The organism is Streptomyces sp. NPDC053427, assembly GCF_044544985.1.
GTDB lineage: Bacteria > Actinomycetota > Actinomycetes > Streptomycetales > Streptomycetaceae > Streptomyces.
This window is the reverse complement of the sequence record NZ_JBITYA010000006.1, coordinates 557,482-577,149: the sequence shown is the minus strand read 5'-3', so window position 1 is coordinate 577,149 and position 19,668 is coordinate 557,482. Positions and strand designations below refer to the sequence as shown.

At 72.0% G+C, this 19,668-nt stretch carries 16 protein-coding genes and 1 tRNA gene; 9 read left to right on the top strand and 8 right to left on the bottom strand.

What is annotated here, in order from left to right:
* Nucleotides 1–37: 37 nt before the first annotated feature.
* The gene (locus ACIGWZ_RS20100; protein ID WP_400066411.1) at nt 38–1,666 is read left to right on the top strand and encodes an ABC-F family ATP-binding cassette domain-containing protein; all 1,629 of its coding nucleotides are present in this window, start codon (nt 38–40) and stop codon (nt 1,664–1,666) included.
* 157 nt (nt 1,667–1,823) lie between these two features.
* Here the strand turns inward: ACIGWZ_RS20100 and ACIGWZ_RS20095 are convergent, their stop codons facing one another.
* From ACIGWZ_RS20095 to ACIGWZ_RS20085, 3 genes are all read right to left on the bottom strand, one after another.
* Entirely contained in the window at nt 1,824–2,498 is a 675-nt protein-coding gene (locus tag ACIGWZ_RS20095) for an HAD family hydrolase (RefSeq protein ID WP_400066409.1), read from the bottom strand.
* Nucleotides 2,499–2,595: 97 nt separating this feature from the next.
* Nucleotides 2,596–3,558 carry a pseudouridine synthase gene (locus tag ACIGWZ_RS20090; RefSeq protein WP_400066408.1) on the bottom strand — a complete coding sequence of 321 codons (963 nt, stop codon included), beginning with the start codon at nt 3,556–3,558 and terminating at the stop codon, nt 2,596–2,598.
* A 101-nt stretch (nt 3,559–3,659) separates the two neighbouring features.
* Nucleotides 3,660–4,655, bottom strand: coding sequence for a DUF1259 domain-containing protein (locus ACIGWZ_RS20085; protein WP_400066406.1), 996 nt, complete (start codon nt 4,653–4,655; stop codon nt 3,660–3,662).
* Nucleotides 4,656–5,036: 381 nt separating this feature from the next.
* Here ACIGWZ_RS20085 and ACIGWZ_RS20080 point away from each other — a divergent pair, with 381 nt between their 5' ends.
* Complete coding sequence (locus ACIGWZ_RS20080) at nt 5,037–6,098, top strand: PP2C family protein-serine/threonine phosphatase (protein WP_400066403.1); 1,062 nt, start codon at nt 5,037–5,039, stop codon at nt 6,096–6,098.
* A 156-nt stretch (nt 6,099–6,254) separates the two neighbouring features.
* Nucleotides 6,255–7,628 (top strand): HEAT repeat domain-containing protein, encoded by a 1,374-nt coding sequence (locus tag ACIGWZ_RS20075; protein ID WP_400066401.1) that lies wholly within the window; start codon nt 6,255–6,257, stop codon nt 7,626–7,628.
* 322 nt (nt 7,629–7,950) lie between these two features.
* Here ACIGWZ_RS20075 and ACIGWZ_RS20070 read toward each other — a convergent pair.
* A tRNA-Leu gene (locus ACIGWZ_RS20070) sits at nt 7,951–8,035 on the bottom strand.
* Nucleotides 8,036–8,420: 385 nt separating this feature from the next.
* On the opposite strand from ACIGWZ_RS20070, the gene ACIGWZ_RS20065 reads away from it, so the two are divergent.
* The 3 genes from ACIGWZ_RS20065 (at nt 8,421) to ACIGWZ_RS20055 (ending at nt 11,213) form a co-directional block, all read left to right on the top strand.
* Complete coding sequence (locus ACIGWZ_RS20065) at nt 8,421–9,746, top strand: M20/M25/M40 family metallo-hydrolase (RefSeq protein ID WP_400066400.1); 1,326 nt, start codon at nt 8,421–8,423, stop codon at nt 9,744–9,746.
* 163 nt (nt 9,747–9,909) lie between these two features.
* Nucleotides 9,910–10,143, top strand: coding sequence for a chaplin ChpH (gene chpH, locus ACIGWZ_RS20060; protein ID WP_400066398.1), 234 nt, complete (start codon nt 9,910–9,912; stop codon nt 10,141–10,143).
* Nucleotides 10,144–10,331: 188 nt separating this feature from the next.
* Nucleotides 10,332–11,213: a chaplin gene (locus tag ACIGWZ_RS20055; RefSeq protein WP_400066396.1), complete on the top strand. Its 882-nt coding sequence runs from the start codon at nt 10,332–10,334 to the stop codon at nt 11,211–11,213.
* Between the two features lie 98 nt (nt 11,214–11,311).
* Here ACIGWZ_RS20055 and ACIGWZ_RS20050 read toward each other — a convergent pair whose 3' ends face one another.
* Nucleotides 11,312–11,500: a DUF5703 family protein gene (locus ACIGWZ_RS20050; RefSeq protein ID WP_400066394.1), complete on the bottom strand. Its 189-nt coding sequence runs from the start codon at nt 11,498–11,500 to the stop codon at nt 11,312–11,314.
* A gap of 47 nt (nt 11,501–11,547) precedes the next feature.
* Between ACIGWZ_RS20050 and ACIGWZ_RS20045 the strand changes: the two genes are divergently transcribed.
* Nucleotides 11,548–12,222: a hypothetical protein gene (locus ACIGWZ_RS20045; protein WP_400066392.1), complete on the top strand. Its 675-nt coding sequence runs from the start codon at nt 11,548–11,550 to the stop codon at nt 12,220–12,222.
* 743 nt (nt 12,223–12,965) lie between these two features.
* On the opposite strand, the gene ACIGWZ_RS20040 is transcribed toward ACIGWZ_RS20045, so the two are convergent.
* Nucleotides 12,966–15,425, bottom strand: a complete 2,460-nt coding sequence (locus ACIGWZ_RS20040; RefSeq protein WP_400066390.1) for a helix-hairpin-helix domain-containing protein — start codon at nt 15,423–15,425, stop codon at nt 12,966–12,968.
* A complete protein-coding gene (locus ACIGWZ_RS20035) occupies nt 15,422–16,405 on the bottom strand; it encodes an aldo/keto reductase (protein ID WP_400066388.1) in 984 nt (327 codons plus the stop codon). Before ACIGWZ_RS20035 ends, ACIGWZ_RS20040 begins: the two co-directional genes overlap by 4 nt.
* Nucleotides 16,406–16,532: 127 nt before the next feature.
* Between ACIGWZ_RS20035 and ACIGWZ_RS20030 the strand changes: the two genes are divergently transcribed.
* Both ACIGWZ_RS20030 and ACIGWZ_RS20025 read left to right on the top strand, forming a co-directional pair.
* Nucleotides 16,533–17,588 (top strand): LLM class F420-dependent oxidoreductase, encoded by a 1,056-nt coding sequence (locus tag ACIGWZ_RS20030; protein ID WP_400066386.1) that lies wholly within the window; start codon nt 16,533–16,535, stop codon nt 17,586–17,588.
* 262 nt (nt 17,589–17,850) lie between these two features.
* The gene (locus ACIGWZ_RS20025; protein WP_400066383.1) at nt 17,851–18,639 is read left to right on the top strand and encodes a ferritin-like domain-containing protein; all 789 of its coding nucleotides are present in this window, start codon (nt 17,851–17,853) and stop codon (nt 18,637–18,639) included.
* A 27-nt stretch (nt 18,640–18,666) separates the two neighbouring features.
* On the opposite strand, the gene corA is transcribed toward ACIGWZ_RS20025, so the two are convergent.
* On the bottom strand, nt 18,667–19,659 hold the full coding sequence (corA, locus tag ACIGWZ_RS20020) for a magnesium/cobalt transporter CorA (RefSeq protein WP_400066381.1): 993 nt from the start codon (nt 19,657–19,659) through the stop codon (nt 18,667–18,669).
* Between the last annotated feature and the right edge of the window lie 9 nt (nt 19,660–19,668).

Below are 19,668 nucleotides of genomic sequence, written 5' to 3'. Positions count from 1 at the left end.
CAGTCCTTACCTTCATCCCGCGCACCAGGAGACCTGTATGTCAAAGTCCCCCACCCCCGCCGCCTCCGCGGCCTCCGTCGCCTGCACCGGCCTCGGCTTCGCCTGGCCCGACGGAACCCCCGTCTACGACGGCTTCCAGCTCGCCGTCGGCGCCGGCCGCACGGGCCTCATCGGCCTCAACGGCTCGGGAAAATCAACCCTGTTGAGGCTGATCGCCGGCGAACTGACCCCGACCGCCGGCCGCGTCAAGGTCGCCGGCGACGTCGGCTACCTCCCGCAGCACGCCCCGCTCGACACCCACCTCCGCGTCGACCAGGCGCTCGGCATCGCCGCCGCCCGCGCGGCCCTGCACGCCATCGAGAACGGCGACGCGAGCGAGGAGCACTACACCGCCATCGGTGACGACTGGGACGTCGAGGAACGCGCCCGCGCCACCCTCGACCAGCTCGGCCTCCCCGCCGTCGACCTCGACCGCACCATCGGCGAGGTCTCCGGCGGCGAATCCGTCCTGCTCCGGCTCGCCGCGCTCCTCCTGCGCAGGCCGGACGTCCTGCTCCTGGACGAGCCCACCAACAACCTCGACCGCGCCGCCCGCCGGCGGCTCCACGACGCGGTCACCGGCTGGTCCGGCGTCCTCCTCGTCGTCAGCCACGACCGCGAACTCCTCGAACGCGTCGACCGCATCGCCGACCTCCGCGACGGAGAAGTCCACTGGTACGGCGGCAACTTCACCGCATACGAACAGGCCCTGGCCGTCGAACAGGAGGCGGCCGAGCGGATGGTGCGGGTCGCCGAGGCCGACGTCCAGCGCCAGAAACGCGAACTGGCCGACGCCCACGTCAAGTTGGCCCGCCGGGTCCGCTACGGCAACAAGATGACCGCCAACAAGCGCGAACCCAAGATCATCATGAACGAGCGCAAAAGAGAGGCCCAGGTATCCGCCGGCAAACACCGCATCATGCACACCGAACGCCTCAAGGAAGCCAGGGAACGCCTCGACGAAGCCGCCGAAGCCGTCCGGGACGACGACGAGATCCGCATCGACCTGCCGCACACCGCGGTACCGCCCGGCCGCACGGTCCTCACCCTGAACGACCTCACCGCCCGCCACGGCGCCCACGCCCACCTCGAGGTCCGCGGCCCCGAACGCATCGCCCTCACCGGCCCCAACGGCTCCGGAAAAACCACCCTGCTCCGCACCCTCGCAGGCGAGCTCCCACCCGAGTCCGGCACCGCCCACACCCACGTCCCCTACCGCTTCCTCCCCCAACGCCTGGAGGTCCTCGACAACGACCTGACCATCGTCGAGAACGTCGCCCGCTACGCCCCGGACGCCACCAACAACCGCATCCGCGCCCGGCTCGCCCGCTTCCTGTTCAAGGGAGCCCGCGCCGACCAGCAGGCCGGCACCCTCTCCGGCGGCGAACGCTTCCGCGCCTCCCTCGCCGCCCTGATGCTCGCCGAACCGGCCCCGCAGCTCCTGATGCTGGACGAGCCGACGAACAACCTCGACATGGCCTCCGTACGCCGCCTCGTCACGGCCCTGGAGTCCTACGAGGGCGCGCTCGTGGTCGTCAGCCATGATCTGCCGTTCCTGCGCGAACTGGGGATCACCCGCTGGCTGGCCCTGGAGGACGGCGAACTGACCGACGCCGAGCCGCTGTAACGGGCGCCGGCCGCCGCACCCCGGCGAGCGCCGCCCGCTGCGGTGCGCCGGTACGCCGGTGCGCCGGTACGGACCGCCGTACCGGCGCACCGCCGCACCGCAACGGCATCCGCCACCAACACACCGGCCGACGAAGTCGCCCCGCGGCCGAGGCGGTTCAGAAGTGCCGCACCAGTTCCCCGAACGCCGCCAGCCGCAGAACCTTGTCATCGGCCGGATCCAGCTCGCTGTGCTCCAGCACCCAGGTGTGGTCGTTCGGAATGAACACGGCGTTCAGCCCGGCCGACCGCGCCGGCAGAATGTCCGACTTCGGGGAATTCCCGATCATCCACGTCGCGTCCGGCACCAGCGCATACGCGCGCACCAACTCCTCGTACGTGGCCACATCCTTCTCCGCCACGATGTGCACACCCTTGAAGTGCCGCGTCAGCCCCGACGCCACCACCTTGCGCTCCTGCTCCTCGCGCGCCCCCTTGGTCAGCAGCAGCAACTCGTGCCGCCGCGCCAGCTCCGCGAGCGTCTCGGCCACCCCCGGAATCAGCTCCACCCGGTCGACCTCGAAGGCCGCCGCCCACCCCGCGATCCGCGCCGACTCCTCGGCCGTCGCCGCCCGCCCCCGCAGCCGCGCAACGCACTCGCCCAGGCTCCGCAGGAACACCTTGCTGCCGTACCCGTGCGTCAGCGCATTCTCCGCCTCGATCCCGTCGAGCACCGCCCGCGCCTCGTCCCGGTCGAGCCCGGGAAGCGTCATCCACCCCAGGAACTCGTCGATGACCCGCTCGAAGATCACGTTGTTCTCCCACAACGTGTCATCCGCATCGAAGATCAGCACCGTGGCCCCTCTCCTGCCTCAGCCGTACTGCCGCGGCTCTCCCGCCTCGGCGCCCCGCGCAGCGTAGACATGCCCCGTCCCGGCCCGCACCGGAAATTCAGCGCGGCCGAGCGGCGGAGTCCCACGCCGCCAGCCGCAACCCGCTCTCGAACCGGCACACCCGCCCGTCCACCGGATCCGTGAACTCCAGCCGCTTCGCCAACAGCTGCAACGGTGCACGGAAATCACCCGGATCCGGCTCCGGACGCTCGCCCCCACCCGGAAGGACCGGATAGACCGGATCGTTCAGAATCGGCAGCCCGAGCCGGTTCATGTGCACCCGCAGCTGATGGGTACGCCCCGTCGCGGGCAGCAGCCGGTACCGCCCGAGCCCGCCCCGCCGCTCGACCAGCTCGACCCGGCTCTCCGCATTGACCTCACCCGGCACCTCCCGGGCGGCCATCACCCCACGCTCCTTCACGATCCGGCTGCGCACCGTCACCGGCAGCGCCACCCCCGCGTCGTACGCCGCCACCGCCTCGTACTCCTTGCGCACCCGCCGCCCGGCGAACAGCCCCTGATACGCCCCCCGGTCCTCGGGCCGTACGACGAACAGCGCCAGCCCCGCCGTCAGCCGGTCCAGCCGGTGCGCGGGCTGCAGCGCGGGCAGCCCCAACTCACGCCGCAGCCGGGCCAGAGCGGTCTCGGTGATGTGCCGCCCCCGCGGCGTCGTGGCGAGAAAGTGCGGCTTGTCGACGACCACGATCCGCTCGTCCCGGTGCACGACCCCCACCTCGAACGGCACCGCGACCTCCGCCGCGAAATCCCGGTGGAACCACACATGGCGCCCCGCCCGGTACGGCTCGCCCCCGCTCAGCGCCCCGTCCGCCCCGACGAACCGCCCCTCGCCCAGCATCTCCTCCACCCGCGCGGCCCCGATCGCCCCCTCGAACCGGCCGACGAGATGATCGCGCACCGTCCGCCAGACCCCCTCCGGATCGGCCGGCAACCGCACCCGCACGGGGTCGATGCCGTGACGCTGGGGGAGCGGGGCGGGCGGAACGGGGGATCGGCGTCTCACGGAGCCAAGGGAACCCCAGCCCGGCCACCGTTCACAAGTCGCACCGGCGGGCGGGCACCAGGGCTCCACCCCGGTCGCCCGCCCGCCGCCCGCGCGGCAGGTCAGCCGCCCGCCGGCACGACGTTGGTGGCATCCACCGCGGGCCGCAGGGCACGGGCGAGCCTGACGGCGTCACCGACGGCCCAGAAGTGGGTGAAGAACAGCCGGGGCTTGTCCGTCAGGCCGTGGTTGTGCAGCTCGACCAGCGAGGCCCCGGCACGCCGCAGGGCCACCAGGACGTCCCGGACCTCCGAGGCGATCATGGCGCAGTCGGCGCTGACCGCCGCCCGGCCGCCGCCCAGCGGCTGGAAGTTGAACGCACTGGTCGACCCCAGCCCCGGGGGCAGCACCAGACGGCCGTCGGTGATCTTCTCGCGACGGACGAAGATGCACTTGTAGATCCCGTCGTCGTCGTTGGACCCCTTGGCACCCAGCGCGGCATCGATACCCCGGGTGTCCAGATCGGCGGGCGGCTGCGGAACGGACGGCATCGCGGGCGGGGTGCCGGTGCGGTCGAACGCCGCGCGCAGTCCCCGGGCGAGCGCCACCGGATGGTGGCCGTGTCCGTGGATGTGGATCCACCAGATGTCGGGGGTCTGGGACAGCAGATGCTTGTGGATCGCGGTCTGCTCGAGCCCGTGCTCCTGCAGGGCGTCGACGAACTCCTGCAGTTCGTCCTCCGTGACCACCACATCGCCCATCACCAGCGTGCTGCCGTCCGCGTAACGGACGAAGGACACATGCGAACCCAGAGCGAGCGCCGGTTTGACGACGACGCCATGTGAGACCACCAGGAGATCCCGGCGCGGCAGGCCCGTGTGGTACATGACCTTCCGCTTCATGTCGCCGGTCCGGCCCAGCGCCCTGGCCACGCCCTTCCAGTCCGACAGCGTGGTGTGCACCGGCTCGACCAGCTCGCGGCTTCGCGACCCGGCGGACCGGGCGCGGGCCGGGGCCGGCGCCCCGGCCAGCACCGGAGCCAGAGCGGCCGCGGCCAGCACGCGCCGCCGCGGCGCACCCGCCCCGGGATGGGTGTCCTGCTGTCGGTCTCCAGCCATCACGTCAGCACCTCCATGACGAGATGGAAGCACGGCGGGCCCGGGACACCGTCGCCATCGGCATCGCTCGGGGCCAGGTGGGGCCGGCTGGGCTAAGCACCCGCCACGACGGGTGCGGCAACCGGGTGTACCGGCGGCGGGCGCCCCCCCCGCGGGGCGGACCATCGCGCCGCCGGCACCGCTGACCGTCCGCGGCCGACGACCGTCCGAGACCGGTATCTGTTGCGCATACCGCGCAGGTGTGAAGCCATGGGCATACCGACGCAGTCGGTGAGGCGCAGCGTGCCGTGACTCCGGTTTCCTTCCGCATCGCGAGCCCGGCCCGGCAGCAGGAGAAGCACAGTGAAAGGCTTGCAGCCCACGCCGGTGAAAGTGCCATGGATGCTCGTGGCGCTGTCCCTGGTGACCGGCGTCCTGCTGGACCTCTTCGGGCCCGAACCGTACCTGGGACTGCCCCTCCTCGCCGCCGGACCGCTGATCGCCGGCGCCACCCTGCCGTTCCGCTCCGCGGTCGCCGTCGTAGGCCTCGCATGCGGACTCTCGATCGGGCTGGACATCGAGCGCCGACGGCCGGCGACGCCCCTGCTCGTCGATCTGGCCGTGGTCGGCCTGATCGGTGCGCTGGCCCTGGCCATCAACGCCCTCATCGCGCGGCAAGGGCGCGATCTGGCGCTGACCCGGGACCTCGCGGAGGCGGTCCAGCTGGCGGTCCTCCCGGACCCGCCCAGCGGAGCCGGCCCGCTGGCCGTCGCCGCCGGATACACCGCGGCACAGGCCGAGGCACGGATCGGCGGTGACCTGTACGCGGTGCAGGAGACCCCCTTCGGCGTGCGAATGATCATCGGCGATGTACGGGGCAAAGGCATACACGCCGTCGCCGCCGTCTCCGTCGCCATCGGCGCCTTCCGACAGGAAGCCGAGTACGCCCCCACGCTGGCCACGCTGGCGCAGCGGCTGGACGAGGCGATGGCCAGAGCGGCCGCCCGCGGCGGCCCCATCACCTCGAGCGAGGGCTTCACCACCGCCGTACTCGCCGAGGTGTCCGCCGACGGCGAGCTGCTGAGCCTCGTCAACCGAGGCCATCCGCCCCCGTACCTGAGCCACGACGGACAGCTCGTACGACTCGACCCCACCGTCCCCCAGCTGCCCCTCGGCATGGGCCTGAACGACCTCGCCCCCGCGGGCCATCCACCGGTCGACGTGGTGCGCCTGCCCCCGGGCGCCTCACTGCTCCTGGTCACCGACGGTGTCACCGAGGCGCGCGACAACCGGGGAACCTTCTACGACCCGCTGCGCTCCCGGCGCATGGGCCGGCGCTTCACCCACCCCGACGCCCTGGTCGACGCCCTGACCAAGGACGTCGGCCGCTGGACCGGCGGCGCAGGCCACGACGACATGGCCATCCTGGCCGTCACCCGCCGCCGCCCTCCCCGCGCCCCCTGACAACCGCCACCGACGCGACCGGCCACCCAAGAGGCCTCCTGCACCCCGAACCACACACGCACACCCGGGCCAGGACAAAGCCGTTGCGTACGGGCCACCGCACCACCAAGATCTCGACCCGGGGCGGGTCCGCCGCCGCGCCGAGGAGAGGGCCCGATGGAAACGCCGGAACACCGCAGACGCGAAGCGGGCCCCGAGCGGGCACTCGTCACGGCGGTACGGGCACGCAACGCCGACGCGGTGCGCACGCTGCTGGACGAGGGCGCGGATCCCGACGCGGCCGGCGCGGACGGACTCCCGGTGCTGTGCGCGGCCCTGGCGGCGTACGACGAACCGGTCGCCGAGGCGCTGATGGCCGGCGGCGCGAACCCGGACCGGCCGCTGCCGGACGGCACGACACCCCTGCTGCGGGCCGTCGACCTCGGCTCCCCGGCCATGGTCACGGCCGTCCTGGGCAACGAACCGCGGCTGCGGCTGCCGCCCGCCGCACGAGAACGGCTGCTCGCCCTGGCCAGGAACTGGTACGAGACCGGCGCGGCCGAAGAGTTGCGCCGCAGGACGGGAGCGCCGGGCCCGGCCGAAACATCCCTGGTCCACGACGACGCGTACGACCACGTCGAACAGGTCTCCCTCGGCGGGCTCACCGTACGGGCAGGGCACGGCGCCGTCCTCACCTCGCTGGAGTGGGCCTTCCGCATCCTGACGCCGGCCGACGAACTGGTGGCCCGCGCCGTCCGGCACCCCGACGAGAACCATGTGGACCGGTCCGCGTCCTGCTTCGTCCTCAGCAATCGCCGCAGCAAGGAAACCTGGTCGGCCGTCGTGGCCCACCGCCACCACCCGTCGCCCGCCCACCGCCGGTTCGTGGCCCGCTACCTGTGGACCAGAGCGGTCCTCGACACCGCCGGCCCCCACTCCTCCGCCGACGAGGAGAGCCGACTCCTCGCCGTCTGGGCGGCCGAAGAGACCGACAGCGAGGTGCTCGCCCAGATCCTCGAGGCCTGCACCACCCGCCAACACCCCGACCAGGAAGCCATCGGGCTCCGGCACGCCGACCACCCCGACCCCCGCGTGCGCCGTGAAGTGCCCTACTGCTTCCTCACCCACGGCACCCCCCGCACCCCCACGGCCACCGGCGCGCTGTTCACCCTCGTCCACGACCCCGATGCCGAGGTCCGCAGCGCCGTATGCACCGTGCTCGGCAGGGAACGCGAGCCCACTCCCCGGACCAGGCACGCGCTGCTCGCCCTGATCCGGGACCCCGACACCGCCGTACGGGCCTCCGCCGCGGCCGCCCTGTCCACATCCGCCGACCGCACGCCCGCCGTCACCGACACGTTCGTGGCACTGCTCGACGACGACGACCGACAACTACGCCTGGAGGGCGCCTACGGCCTCGCCCGGCGCGACGATCCCAGGACCGAAGCGGCGTACGAACGCGTGGGACCGCTCGGCCCCCACCTCGACCACGACCACCGCGCGGACGAACTCTGGCGCTGGAGACGACGCAACACCCCCGACCGACCCTGACCGCCCCCGCACCGCCGCCGGCTGCCGACTGCGCAACACCGACCTCCGCCCTCGGCGCAGTGGACCACGGTTAGGCCGAACTCGCCTACGCGCGCCACCTGTTGACGCAACCCGGTGCCCGCGACCACATCCGGAACAACGGGGCAACGGCACCCCTCGCCCCCTCGGAGACCTCACCGACCGGCCGCTCGCCACCGAGCCCGACCGCAAGGCACCAGCCTCTTGGCCCTTCTCAGCCCTTCGGTCCCCCATGACCTGTAACGCGAAGAAGCGGACGGTGACTGTAGAGTCACCACCCGCTTCTCCGGTGTACACAAGATCGTGTCCGAGGGGGGACTTGAACCCCCACGCCCGATAAAGGGCACTAGCACCTCAAGCTAGCGCGTCTGCCATTCCGCCACCCGGACAAGGTGTCTGCCGTTGCGGCCTGGGCCGTTCCGACGTGGAAAACAATAGCAAACCTTCGGGGGTGGTCGATCACCCGTGCATCCGGCCGGGGCCGTGGCTGTGACCAGCACATGTCGGGGGTATTGCGGCCTTGGGTGTGGCGGGCGGGAGGGGGAGGATGGCCGTGGACCCCCGCCGGTGAGCGCGCTTCTCCGGGAGCGCGACGCGGCCGTGAACCAAGAGGAGGCAGTGTGAGCGAGCTCCGCGAGCGAACCATGGAGAGGTGCGAGTCCCGCGAATGCGGGGCCGAGCGAAGCGAGGTGTCGGCATGAGCGAGCTCCGCGAGCGAATCATGGAGAGGTGCGAGTCCTGCGAATGCGGGGCCGAGCGAAGCGAGGTTCCGGCATGAGCGAGTCGCAGCCGGCCCGCACGGTCACCGGTGAGGACGAGGTCGTCGACCTCTGCCGTGATCTGATCAGGATCGACACCAGCAACTACGGGGACCACTCGGGGCCGGGTGAGCGGGCCGCCGCCGAATACGTCGCGGAGAAGCTCGCCGAGGTCGGCCTGCAGCCGCGGATCTTCGAGTCGCACAAGGGCCGGGCCTCCACCGTGGCCCGGATCGAGGGCGAGGACCGCTCGCGGCCCGCGCTGCTCATCCACGGGCACACCGACGTCGTGCCGGCCAACGCCGACGACTGGACCCACCACCCCTTCTCCGGCGAGATCGCCGACGGGTGCGTCTGGGGCCGCGGCGCGGTCGACATGAAGGACATGGACGCGATGACGCTCGCCGTTGTACGCGACCGGCTGCGTACGGGGCGCAAACCGCCGCGGGACATCGTGCTGGCGTTCCTCGCGGACGAGGAGGCGGGGGGCACGTACGGCGCGCGTTTCCTCGTCGACAAGCATCCCGAGCTGTTCGAAGGCGTCACGGAGGCGATCAGCGAGGTCGGCGGCTTCTCCTTCACCGTCAACGATCAGGTCCGGCTCTATCTCATCGAGACTGCCCAGAAGGGCATGCACTGGATGAAGCTGACGGTGGACGGCAATGCCGGGCACGGTTCGATGATCCACAAGGACAACGCGATCACCGAACTGTCCGAGGCCGTCGGCCGGTTGGGGCGACACGAGTTCCCGGTACGGGTGACCAAGACGCTGCGGTCGTTCCTGGACCAGCTCGGGGACGCGCTGGGCACCGAGCTCGACCCGGAGAACATGGACGCCACGCTCGCCAAGCTCGGCGGTATCGCCAAGCTGATCGGCGCGTCCCTGCGCAACACCGCCAACCCGACGCAGCTGGGCGCCGGCTACAAGGTCAATGTCATTCCGGGGCAGGCCACCGCGCATGTCGACGGACGCTTCCTGCCGGGCTACGAGGAGGAGTTCCTGGCCGATCTGGACCGGCTCCTGGGCCCGCGCGTCAAGCGCGAGGACGTCCATGCGGACAAGGCGCTGGAGACGACCTTCGACGGGGCGCTGGTGGACGCGATGCAGTCGGCCCTGCAGGCCGAGGACCCGATCGCGCGCGCGGTCCCGTACATGCTCTCCGCCGGTACGGACGCCAAGTCCTTCGACGACCTCGGGATCCGCGGATTCGGGTTCGCGCCGCTGAAGCTGCCGCCGGAGCTGGACTTCGCCGGGATGTTCCACGGCGTGGACGAGCGAGTGCCGGTGGACGGGCTGAAGTTCGGCGTGCGGGTGCTCGACCGGTTCATCGACCAGAGCTGAACACCGGTTCGGTGCGGCCGAATTCGGCACGAATCCCCTGCCGTTCGTGTCGAATTAGCTGAAAAGAGTGAATGTTGCGATGTGTTCGTAGCTTCAACGGCTCGGTCCTCGTTGCAGTGTGTGCGGTCCGCGGCTGGGATCGCATTGCCTACAAGGAGGAACAATGATCAAGAAGGTCGTCGCAGCTGCGGCAATCACCGGTGGTCTCGTACTCGCCGGCGCGGGGCTCGCCGTTGCCGACTCGGGCGCTCAGGGCGCGTCCCTGAACTCCCCCGGTGTGGCGTCCGGCAACACGGTCCAGATCCCGGTCCACGTGCCGGTCAATGCCTGCGGCAACACCATTTCCGTGATCGGGCTGCTGAACCCGGCCTTCGGCAACACCTGCATCAACAAGTGACGTTCTGACGTTCTTAGACGTTCTGACGTTCTTAGGCGTTGTACAAGAGCCCATAAGGGCCTGATCCAGTTCGGCTCCGGAATGCATGCCATGCATTCCGGAGCCTCTGGGTATTTCTGCGCCGGGTCGATCTCGAAAGAGGTCCGCCCGCGTGCATTCCCGTAAGGCACAAGGCAGGGGAACAACCTATGAGGCAGGTCGCAAGAAGGGGCCTGATCACGATGGCGGCCGCGGGTGGCGTACTCGCCGCCGTCAGCGGATCCGCACATGCGGACTCGGGCGCCACCGGAGGCGCGGCGAATTCGCCCGGCGTGGGGTCGGGCAATTCGGTGCAGGTACCGGTCGATGCCCCGGTGAACGTGTGCGGCAACACCGTCGACGTCGTCGGACTGCTCAATCCGGCGTTCGGCAACGACTGTGCGAACGGCTCCGGCGGCAAGCACCGCGGCGGCCACCACGGCCACGGTGGCCAGCATCAGGGGGGCGGCTCGGGCAGGCACGCCGGAGCCACCGCCACGGGCGGGACGTCCCGTTCGCCCGGCGTTGCCTCCGGAAACAACGTTCAGGTACCGGTCAATGTGCCGGTGAACGTGTGCGGCAACACCGTCGACGTCGTCGGACTGCTCAATCCCGCGTCGGGCAACGACTGCGGCAATGAAGCCCACCCGCAGTCGCCGCACCACCCGGGCCACCCGGGTCACCCGCACCACCCGGGTCACCCGCACCACCCAGGTCACCCAGGTCACCCAGGTCACCCGGGCCACCCCACCCACCCGAGCCCCGAGCAACCGCCGGGCCCGGGCAACCCGCATCACCCGGGGACCAAGGGAGGCTCGGAGACCACCCCCGAGCACCCGCGCACCCCGGGCGACCTGGGTACCCCGGAAGGCCCGGGCATGCGACCGCAGGCCGAGGCGCCGGGGAAGGCCGCCATCGTCACGACCCCGAACGGCCCCGGGCATCTCGCCCAGACCGGCACCGGCATGATCGGCTACGCCGTACCGGCGAGCGCCGGACTGCTGCTCGGTGGGGCCGTGCTCTACCGCCGGGCGCGCACCGCGCGCAGGTGATTCACGCCACGTAGCGCGAGCACGTGGCGGAGCACACACAACGGAGCGGGCCCTGTCGCTATGGGGCCCGTTCTGCTGGGGTCACGCCCTGCCGGCGCTCACCACGTGGCGCGGAGCTGGCGGATGATCCGCCGACGCAGCCGCACTCTGCGGCTCCCGTCGGGGTTGAGACGAAGTCGGTCCAACTCCCAGTGTCCGTACTCGGCATGGTCGGTCAGCAGGCGCGTGGTGGCCGACCGGGAGACCCCCCGGGGCACATACACATCGCAGAATTCGTATTCCGGCATCGCATCTATTGTGCGGGACCGGCCCCGGTACGGATAGCGTCTGCACTATGTCTGATGCTGCGCAGCCTTCCGCTGCCGAGGTACGTGCCGCCGCCGAGGCGGTCAAAGCCGCGCTGGACCGTCACCTCGACGCGGTCGAACGCCGCTCGGGGCCGGACGATCCGGCTGTCTACGCCGCGTTCGACGAGCTCGCCGCGGCGGCCGAGGTCTATGACGAGCTGCTGTACGACACCCACGACGAGGTCACCCCCTTCGAGATCCCCGGGAACGAGGCGCTGCCCGCCTATGCGGGCCCCGAGGAACCGAGCGCGCTGAGCGTGCTGATCCGGCGCGACTACATCGTCGCCGAACCGCAGCGGCTGCTGCATCAGGCACAGCGCATCGCCGATCTTGATCCGGACGCCGTCGACGAGGCGGCGGCGAACGGCTCCGGCGAGGCCGCCGGCGTGGTCGGCACCAGCGTGCATGCGGCGCTGGGAGTGCTCTTCGGAGAGTTCGAACCGGACGAGATCGCCTCCCGGCACAAGGAGTTCGGCCTGGAGGAGGGCGACTCCACGCTGTGGGTGGCGGCCGCCGACGAACCGACCGAGCCGGGGGAGTGGCTGTCCGCGCCGTTCGATCAGGCCGATCCCCAGCGGGTGGTGTGCCGCTTCGACGTCAGCGCGGTCTTCGATGAAGAGCTGGGCGACGACGATGACTTTCTGGAGCCGCTCGACCGGTAACGCCGATCCAGCGAAGGCGGTAACCCTGATGCAGCGAAGGCTGATCCGGCGAACGCGGAACCCCGAGGGATGGTGATCCCCGGGGGTGCTGAACCCCAGGGGACGCTGATCCCTCGGGGTGCTGATCCCTCGGGGGTACTGAACCCATCGCCGCGGAGCGGCGGGGGGCCGCGGGCGGTCGGGGAGCCCACGGGGCGCGGTCCGGGAACCCACGGGGCCGGGGAGCCCACGGGGCTGGGTCCGGGAGCCCGCGGGGCCGGGTCGTGAGGCGCTGGGGCCGTGCAATGGGCCAATGGGTCAATGGGCCCCAAGGGCGGGCGTGAATTCTCCGGGGTCCGGGCGCGCTCCGGGGGCGCAGCGCTCTGCCGCCGGAGCGGCGCGCTGCGGTGCTGCTCCGGCGGCGCGGTCGGTCTCGCGGCCGACCGCGGTTTGTGGGGTGGGTGGCGTGGGCCGGGGCGGGCCTGGGGGGATTGCGTCGCCCTTGGGGCGTTTTTCAGTCGCGGTGAACGGCCTGTAACCGTTCAGGCCATTCGCCGCGACTTTCGTGCGTCCGCCTTTAGTGCGCCCGCCCCTTGGCGCTCCCGCCCCGTGGTTGGCCCGTCCCGTGGTTTCTCTGCCCCGTGGTTCGTCCGGCCCGTGGTTCCTCCGGCCTTGGATTGCCGTGACGGGCCTCGTGCGCCGCGCCTTCCTCTTTCGGCAACGATTACGGAGAGTTAATTGTTCCCGTGGATCGTCACTCTTTGTTACTGGGGTGTGGTGGGGGTGGGGGTGGGGGCGGCGTCTGCTTCGGGCTGGGTGTTTTGGAGTTGGAGGAGTGTGCGCAGCCGGGTGGTGCGTTCCTTTACGGGGACTTCGGCCACCGCGCGGGGCAGGGCCTGGTCGGCGCCTTGGACGACCGAGAGGTGGCGTTCGCCGCGGCTGAAGGCGGTGTAGGCCCAGGCGCGGGTCAGGCCGCCGGCGGCGTCGCCGGGCAGCACGACCACCGCGGCGGGCCAGCGGAGGCCGACCGCCTGGTGGGCGGTGAGGGCCCAGCCATGGCGAAGCGCGCCGGCCTCGACCTGGTCGCGCGGTACGGCGACGGGGGTGCCCTCGCAGTCGAGGTGGAGGCCCGCGGCGTCGGCGCCCGTGACCGTGCCGGGCAGTGTGCGGCCGGGGGTGGGGGTGTAGGCGATGCGGTCGCCGGGGTCGAAGCCGGCGAACCGGCCGGGGCCGGGGTTGAGGCGTTCCTTCAGGGCCGCGTTCAGCGCGCGGGTGCCGGCCGCGCCGCCGTGGCCGACCGTGATGACCTGGGTCTGGTCGGTGGGGACGCCGAGTGCCCGGGGTACGGAGTCGGCGACCAGCTGGACGGTGCGGTGCACCGCCTCTCCGGCGTCGCGCACCGGGACGATCACGACCTCCTTGCCGGGCGCCTCGACCTCGCTCAGCTCGCCGATGCCGATGCCCGACACCAGCTCGCCGATCGGGCCGAAGTCCGGGGTCCGGGAGGCGACCTGGGGGCAGAAGCGGGCGCCGAGGAGGTCGGCGAAGAGGCGGCCGGGGCCGGCGGACCACAGGACGCCGGGGTCGCCGCTCAGGATCAGCCGGGTGCCGTCGGTGAGGGATTCGACGAGCACCGCGGCGGTGTCCAGGTCCAGCTGCGGGGCGTCCAGCACCACCAGGAGGTCGAGGGCGAGTGCGCCGTCGGCGTCCCGGCCCGGGCCTTCCCGGCCGGAGAGCAGGCCCGATACGGTCACCGCTGCCGAGCTGAGGTCGTCGGCGGGCCGGTCGGGTGCGGCTTCGGTGAGGTGGGTGGCCAGGCGTCGGCGGCCGTTCTCGGTGTGGGTGGCGCCGTAGGCCCGTAGTCCCAGGGAGCGGGCGGCGGCGATCAGCGCGGCGGGCTCGGCGCGGGCCGCCTCGGCGCCGGTGTGGGCCACCAGGCCGCTGCCCGCGGCGGCCCGGATCAGTTCGGCGGCGGACGGCGAGGGGGCGGCGTCGGCCGCGGCCTCCCAGTCGGCGAGGGAGGGGGTGGGGCGGGCGGCGGTTTCCTCCGGGGCGGCCGGGGCGGCTGAGGTGGTGGCGGGCTTTCCGGCGTCGGCCGAATCCGGTTCGTCGGCCGAATCCGGTTCGGCGGCCGGCGCCGGTTCGGCGCTTTGTGGTTCGTCGCCCGTTGTCTCCGCCGCGTGCTCCGTCGTCGCCTCGAAGGTGTTGAGCAGTCGTGCCAGGCCGTCGGCCACGCTTTCCTCGGCCATGGCGAAGCGGTCCAGGCCGAGCAGGATCCGGACCGGTCGCTCCTCCTCGTCCTCGTCGCTCGTCGCGGGACGGGCCTGGCCCGGGGTGTCGAGTGCGTCCTGGAAGACCAGCACCGTGCCCTCGGCGATGGCCGTCTGGAGGGCGTCATCGGGGTCCGGTACGGCCCGCTGGGCGAGCGCGGCGCGGAGGGCGGCGGCCTCCAGGGCGGAGTGGCCCGCCACGGCGGCCTGTTCCAGCAGCCACCGGACCAGGGCCTGGGCGCGCCGCTCGTCGTCGGGGCCGCAGGCGGGGCCGAGCAGCGCCCGCGCGAAGCCGTCGGCCTGGTCGGGGCGCACCCCGGGCACGCCGAGCAGCTGCCAGGGGTCGTCGCTCAGCGTCTGCGCGGCCCGCTCGCCCAGCGCGGCGGCGGTCTTCTCGGCCAGCGCCGGCGGGGCACCGCCGGCGGTGAGGAGCTGCCGTACGCCGTCGAGGCCGGGGGCCGTCGCCGCGGCGGGACGGGCGGCGGGGGCGGCAGGGGCGGCGGGCGGCTGGGGGGCGGCCGGGGCGGGGCCGCGCTGGGCCGCGACCGCCGGTGCCGGGCGGGTGCGTTCCGACGGGGCGCCTTCCGGCTTCCCGGCCGGCGGCTCGGCAGCGGCGGCCGGTGCGGCCGCGCGCGGCTTCTCGGCGAAGAAGGAGGCGGCCGAGCGCTCGCCGCTCTCCACGGCCCGTACCGCCGCGGCGAGCTGCGCCGCAGTCGCCGCGGCCGGGCCGGACGGCTTGGCGCTCGGCTCGGTGCCCGGCCCGGCCGTCTTCGCGGGCGCGCCGCCCGGGGACGGTGCCGTGGTGCCCGCCTCGCCGGTCGCGCCCGCCTGCGCCGCGTCGCTCGCTGCTGCGCCGTCCGCCGTCGTGCCGTGCTCGGCCGGCCGGGCATCCGTGGCGGCGGGCGCGGCCTCCTGCTCGGGCGGGGTTTCGCCGGCGAGGCGGTCGGTACTCACAGCGTGCTCCAGTCGTGATCGGGATAGTGGTGCACCGGAGCCGATACATCGTCCAGCGCCCGGCGGATCTCGTCAGGAAGACTAAGGGTCTCCACTGACAATGCCGCTCTGAGCTGCGGCGCCGTGCGGGCGCCCACGATCGGGGCGGTGACGCCGGGACGGTCGCGGACCCAGGAGAGCGCGACGTGCAGTGGGGTGACGGCCAGTCCGTCGGCGGCCGTGCTGACCGCTTCGACGACCCGGCCCGCCGTCTCGTCCAGATAGGGGGCGACGAACGGCGCCAGCTGCTCGGAGGCGCCGCGCGAGTCGGCGGGGGTGGCGTTGCGGTACTTGCCGGTGAGCACGCCGCGGCCCAGTGGGGAGGACGGGAGGAGGCCGAGGCCGAGGTCGAGGGCGGCGGGCAGTACTTCGCGTTCGACGCCGCGCTGGAGCAGGGAGTACTCCATCTGCGTACTGGCCAGCCGGTTGCGTACCCCAGGTGCCGTCAGCTGCCAGGTGGCGGCCTTGGCGAGCTGCCAGCCGGAGAAGTTCGCCAGCCCCGCATAGCGGGCCCGGCCGCTGGTGATGGCGAGGTCGAGGGCCTGGAGGGTTTCCTCCAGAGGGGTGTGCGGGTCGAAGGCGTGCAGCTGCCACAGGTCGACGTAGTCGGTGCCCAGCCGCTCCAGGGAGGCGTCGAGGGCGGCGAGGAGGTGGCGTCTGGAGCCGTCGACGCGGCGGTCCGTCTCCAGGACGCTGCCGGCCTTGGTGGCGATCACCAGGTCCTCGCGCGGAACGAGCCCTTCCGTCAGCCGGCCCAGGAGGTACTCGGCGCCGCCGTCGGCGTAGATGTCGGCGGTGTCGACGAGGGTGCCGCCGGCCTCCCAGAACGTCTTGAGCTGGTCGGCGGCTTCCTGCTCGTCGGTGTCGCGCGCCCAGTTGAGGGTGCCGAGGCCGAGGCGGGACACGCGAAGGCCCGTACGGCCGAGGTGCCTTTGCTCCATGGGCCCTGAGGTTACGCGCCGCGGACCGGGATCAGGGGACCTGTGGACAACCAGCCGATGACGGCCGGCGGGGTCCCGCGCTAGAGTCCCCGCAACAGCGACGTTACTGATCAGTAAGGGGAGCGGCATGAGGCTTGGCATCAACCTCGGCTACTGGGGTGCCGGGATGGACTCGGACAATCTCGCGGTGGCACAGGAGGCCGATCGCCTCGGCTATTCGGTCTGCTGGGCCGCCGAGGCCTACGGTTCCGACGCCCCCTCCGTGCTGTCCTGGGTGGCCGCCCAGACGGAGCGCATCGACATCGGCTCGGCGATCTTCCAGATCCCGGCCCGTACGCCCGCGATGACGGCCATGACGGCCGCGACCCTCGACTCGCTCTCCGGCGGCCGCTTCCGGCTGGGCCTGGGCGTCTCCGGCCCGCAGGTCTCCGAGGGCTGGTACGGCGTCAAGTTCGACAAGCCGCTGGCCCGCACCCGTGAGTACGTCGACATCGTCCGCAAGGCCATGTCGCGCGAGCGGCTGTCGTACGAGGGCGAGCACTGGACGCTGCCGCTGCCCGGCGGCCCCGGAAAGCCGCTGAAGCTGACCGTGCACCCGCAGCGCGAGCACATCCCGCTCTACATCGCCGCGATCGGCCCCAAGAACCTGACGCAGACCGGTGAGATCGCCGACGGCGCGCTGCTGATCTTCCCGTCCGCCGACCACCTGGAGGAGACCGCGATCTCCCACATCCGGGCGGGCCGGGAGAAGGCCGGCCGGACGCTGGACGGATTCGACGTCTGCCCCACGCTGCCGCTGGCGGTCGGCCAGGACAAGGACGTCAGCGCGCTGGCCGACATGTTCCGCCCGTACACCGCCCTGTACGTGGGCGGCATGGGCAGCCGCAAGCAGAATTTCTACAACCAGCTGGCGCAGCGGATGGGCTACGAGAAGGAAGCCGCCGAGATCCAGGACAAGTACCTCGCCGGCGACAAGGACGGTGCGGCCGCGGCGATCCCGGAGCGGCTGATCGACCAGACCACGCTGCTCGGCTCCGTCGACCGGATCGCGGAGCGGATGCAGGCGTACGCGGCGGTCGGGGTCACCACGCTGACGCTGGCTCCGGCGGGCTTCACGCTGGAGGACCGGCTGGCGTCGCTGCGGGCGGGTACCGAGGCCCTGGAGCGCGCGGGACTGGCGTAGGGCCTTTCGTAGGGCCCCCGGCAATGCGAAGGCCCGGCGCTCCTGGGCGCCGGGCCGGTGCGGCTCTGCGGCCGTGGTGGGGGCTCGGGGGTCTTCCCCGCCACGGCCGTCACGCAGCACAACGCCGCGGTGGCGACCTGGTTACGCCCCGCGGCCACCAGGGCGTCCTTCGAACGGGCGCAGGCGCCGGGCCGTGCGGTTGCCCTGCCCGCAGGGCCGCACTTGACTGGGTTGCGGTGTGGTCCTGCGGAAGGTGGCGCGGATGCTCTCGGCCAGGAGTGTGTTCCAGGAGATCGTCGACAACGACGACGCCTACCGGTTGTTCTGCTCCATCGCGGCCAGCGGGGAGTCCCAGGGCGGGTGGGAGAACGGCCGGATCGCCGCGCTGATCCCCGCCTCGCAGCGGGAGCTGGCACCCAAGGTCACCCGGCACGGCGCCGACGAGGACAAGCACGGCCGGATCTTCCACGCCCTGCTGCGCAAGCGCGGCCTGACTCCCGCCGAGGTTCCCGAGGCGGCCGACTACACCATGCTGCTGGAGCGCAGCGGAATCGGCCTCGCCCACGACAAACTCCGCCGCGACGAGCCGCTCACCGAGCTGGACGTCATCACCTACCTCGCGCACAGCAGGGTCACCGAGCAGCGCGCCTCGGATCAGATGGACATGCTCAGGTCCTGCTTCGGAGACCACCCCGAGGTGGGCAGGGCGATCCGGATGATCTCCCACGACGAGGACAACCACCTCGCCTACTGCCACGAGGAGCTGCTGCGGCTGGCCCGCGCCGGGCACGGCCGGACCATTCAGCGGTTGCTGCGCGACTGCGCGCTCGCCGAGGTCGGCATCTACCGGGACGTCAGCCTCGCGGTGATGGACCACATGGGCCGTATCCTGCGCTGGCCGGCGGCCAAGTCCGTGCTGCTCAAGGCCGCGATCTGGGGGATGTACGGCTATGAGCGGGCGTGGGGCTGGCGGCGGATGGTGCAGCTGCGGATGCCCGAGCGGCGCAACGCCCTGGGCGGGCCGGCCGCCTCGGCGCGGGAATTCGCCTGAGCCGCAGCCGTCCCCGGGACGGCGCCCTCACAGCCACCCGCGCCGCTTGAACAGCCGGAACAGCGACACCTCGATGACCACCATCACCAGCAGGATCGCCGGATAGCCGTAGTGCCACTTCAGCTCGGGCATCCACTCGTAGTTCATGCCGTAGATGCCGGCGATCAGGGTGGGGACGGCCGCCAGCGCCGCCCACGCCGAGATCTTGCGCATGTCGTCGTTCTGGCGGACGCCCATCTGCGCCAGATGCGCCGAGAGAATGTCCGAGAGCAGCCGGTCCAGGCCGTCCACCGACTCGTTCGCGCGGGTGAGGTGGTCGTCGACGTCGCGGAAGAACGGCCGGGCGTGTTCGTGGACGAACGGCACCCCGGGGTTCTGCAGACGGGCCATGGGCTCCACCAACGGGCCCGTGGCGCGCCGGAATTCCATGACCTCGCGCTTGAACTGGTAGATCTCGGCAGCGGTGTTCTTGGTGTCGCCGCGGACCGGGGCGAACACCTCGGCCTCCAACTCCTCCATGTCCTGCTGGAGTTCGGCGGCGACCTCGATGTAATGGTCGACCACCGCGTCGCTGACCGCGTAGAGCACCGCCGTCGGGCCGTGCCGCAGGATCTCCGGCTGGTGCTCCAGCCGTTTGCGCACCGCGCCCAGCGGGCTGGCCTCGCCGTGCCGGACGGTCACCACGAAGGAGTCGCCGACGAACAGCATCAGCTCCGACGACGTCACGGTGTCCGCGGCCACGTCGTACGTGATCGGCTTCAGCACCAGGAAGAGCGAGTCGTCGTACACCTCCAGCTTGGGCCGCTGGTGGGCGTTGAGGGCGTCCTCGATGGCCAGCGGGTGCAGCGCGAATTCGGACGTGACCATGTTGAACTCCTCCTGCGTCGGCTCGTACATGCCCAGCCAGAGGAAGGAGTGGCCCTCGGCCCGTGCCGCGCCGAGGGCGTGCGCGAAGTCGGCCGCGCAGTCGATCCGGCGGCCCTCCCGGTAGATGGCGCAATCCACGATCACATCTGGCATTCTCGCCCG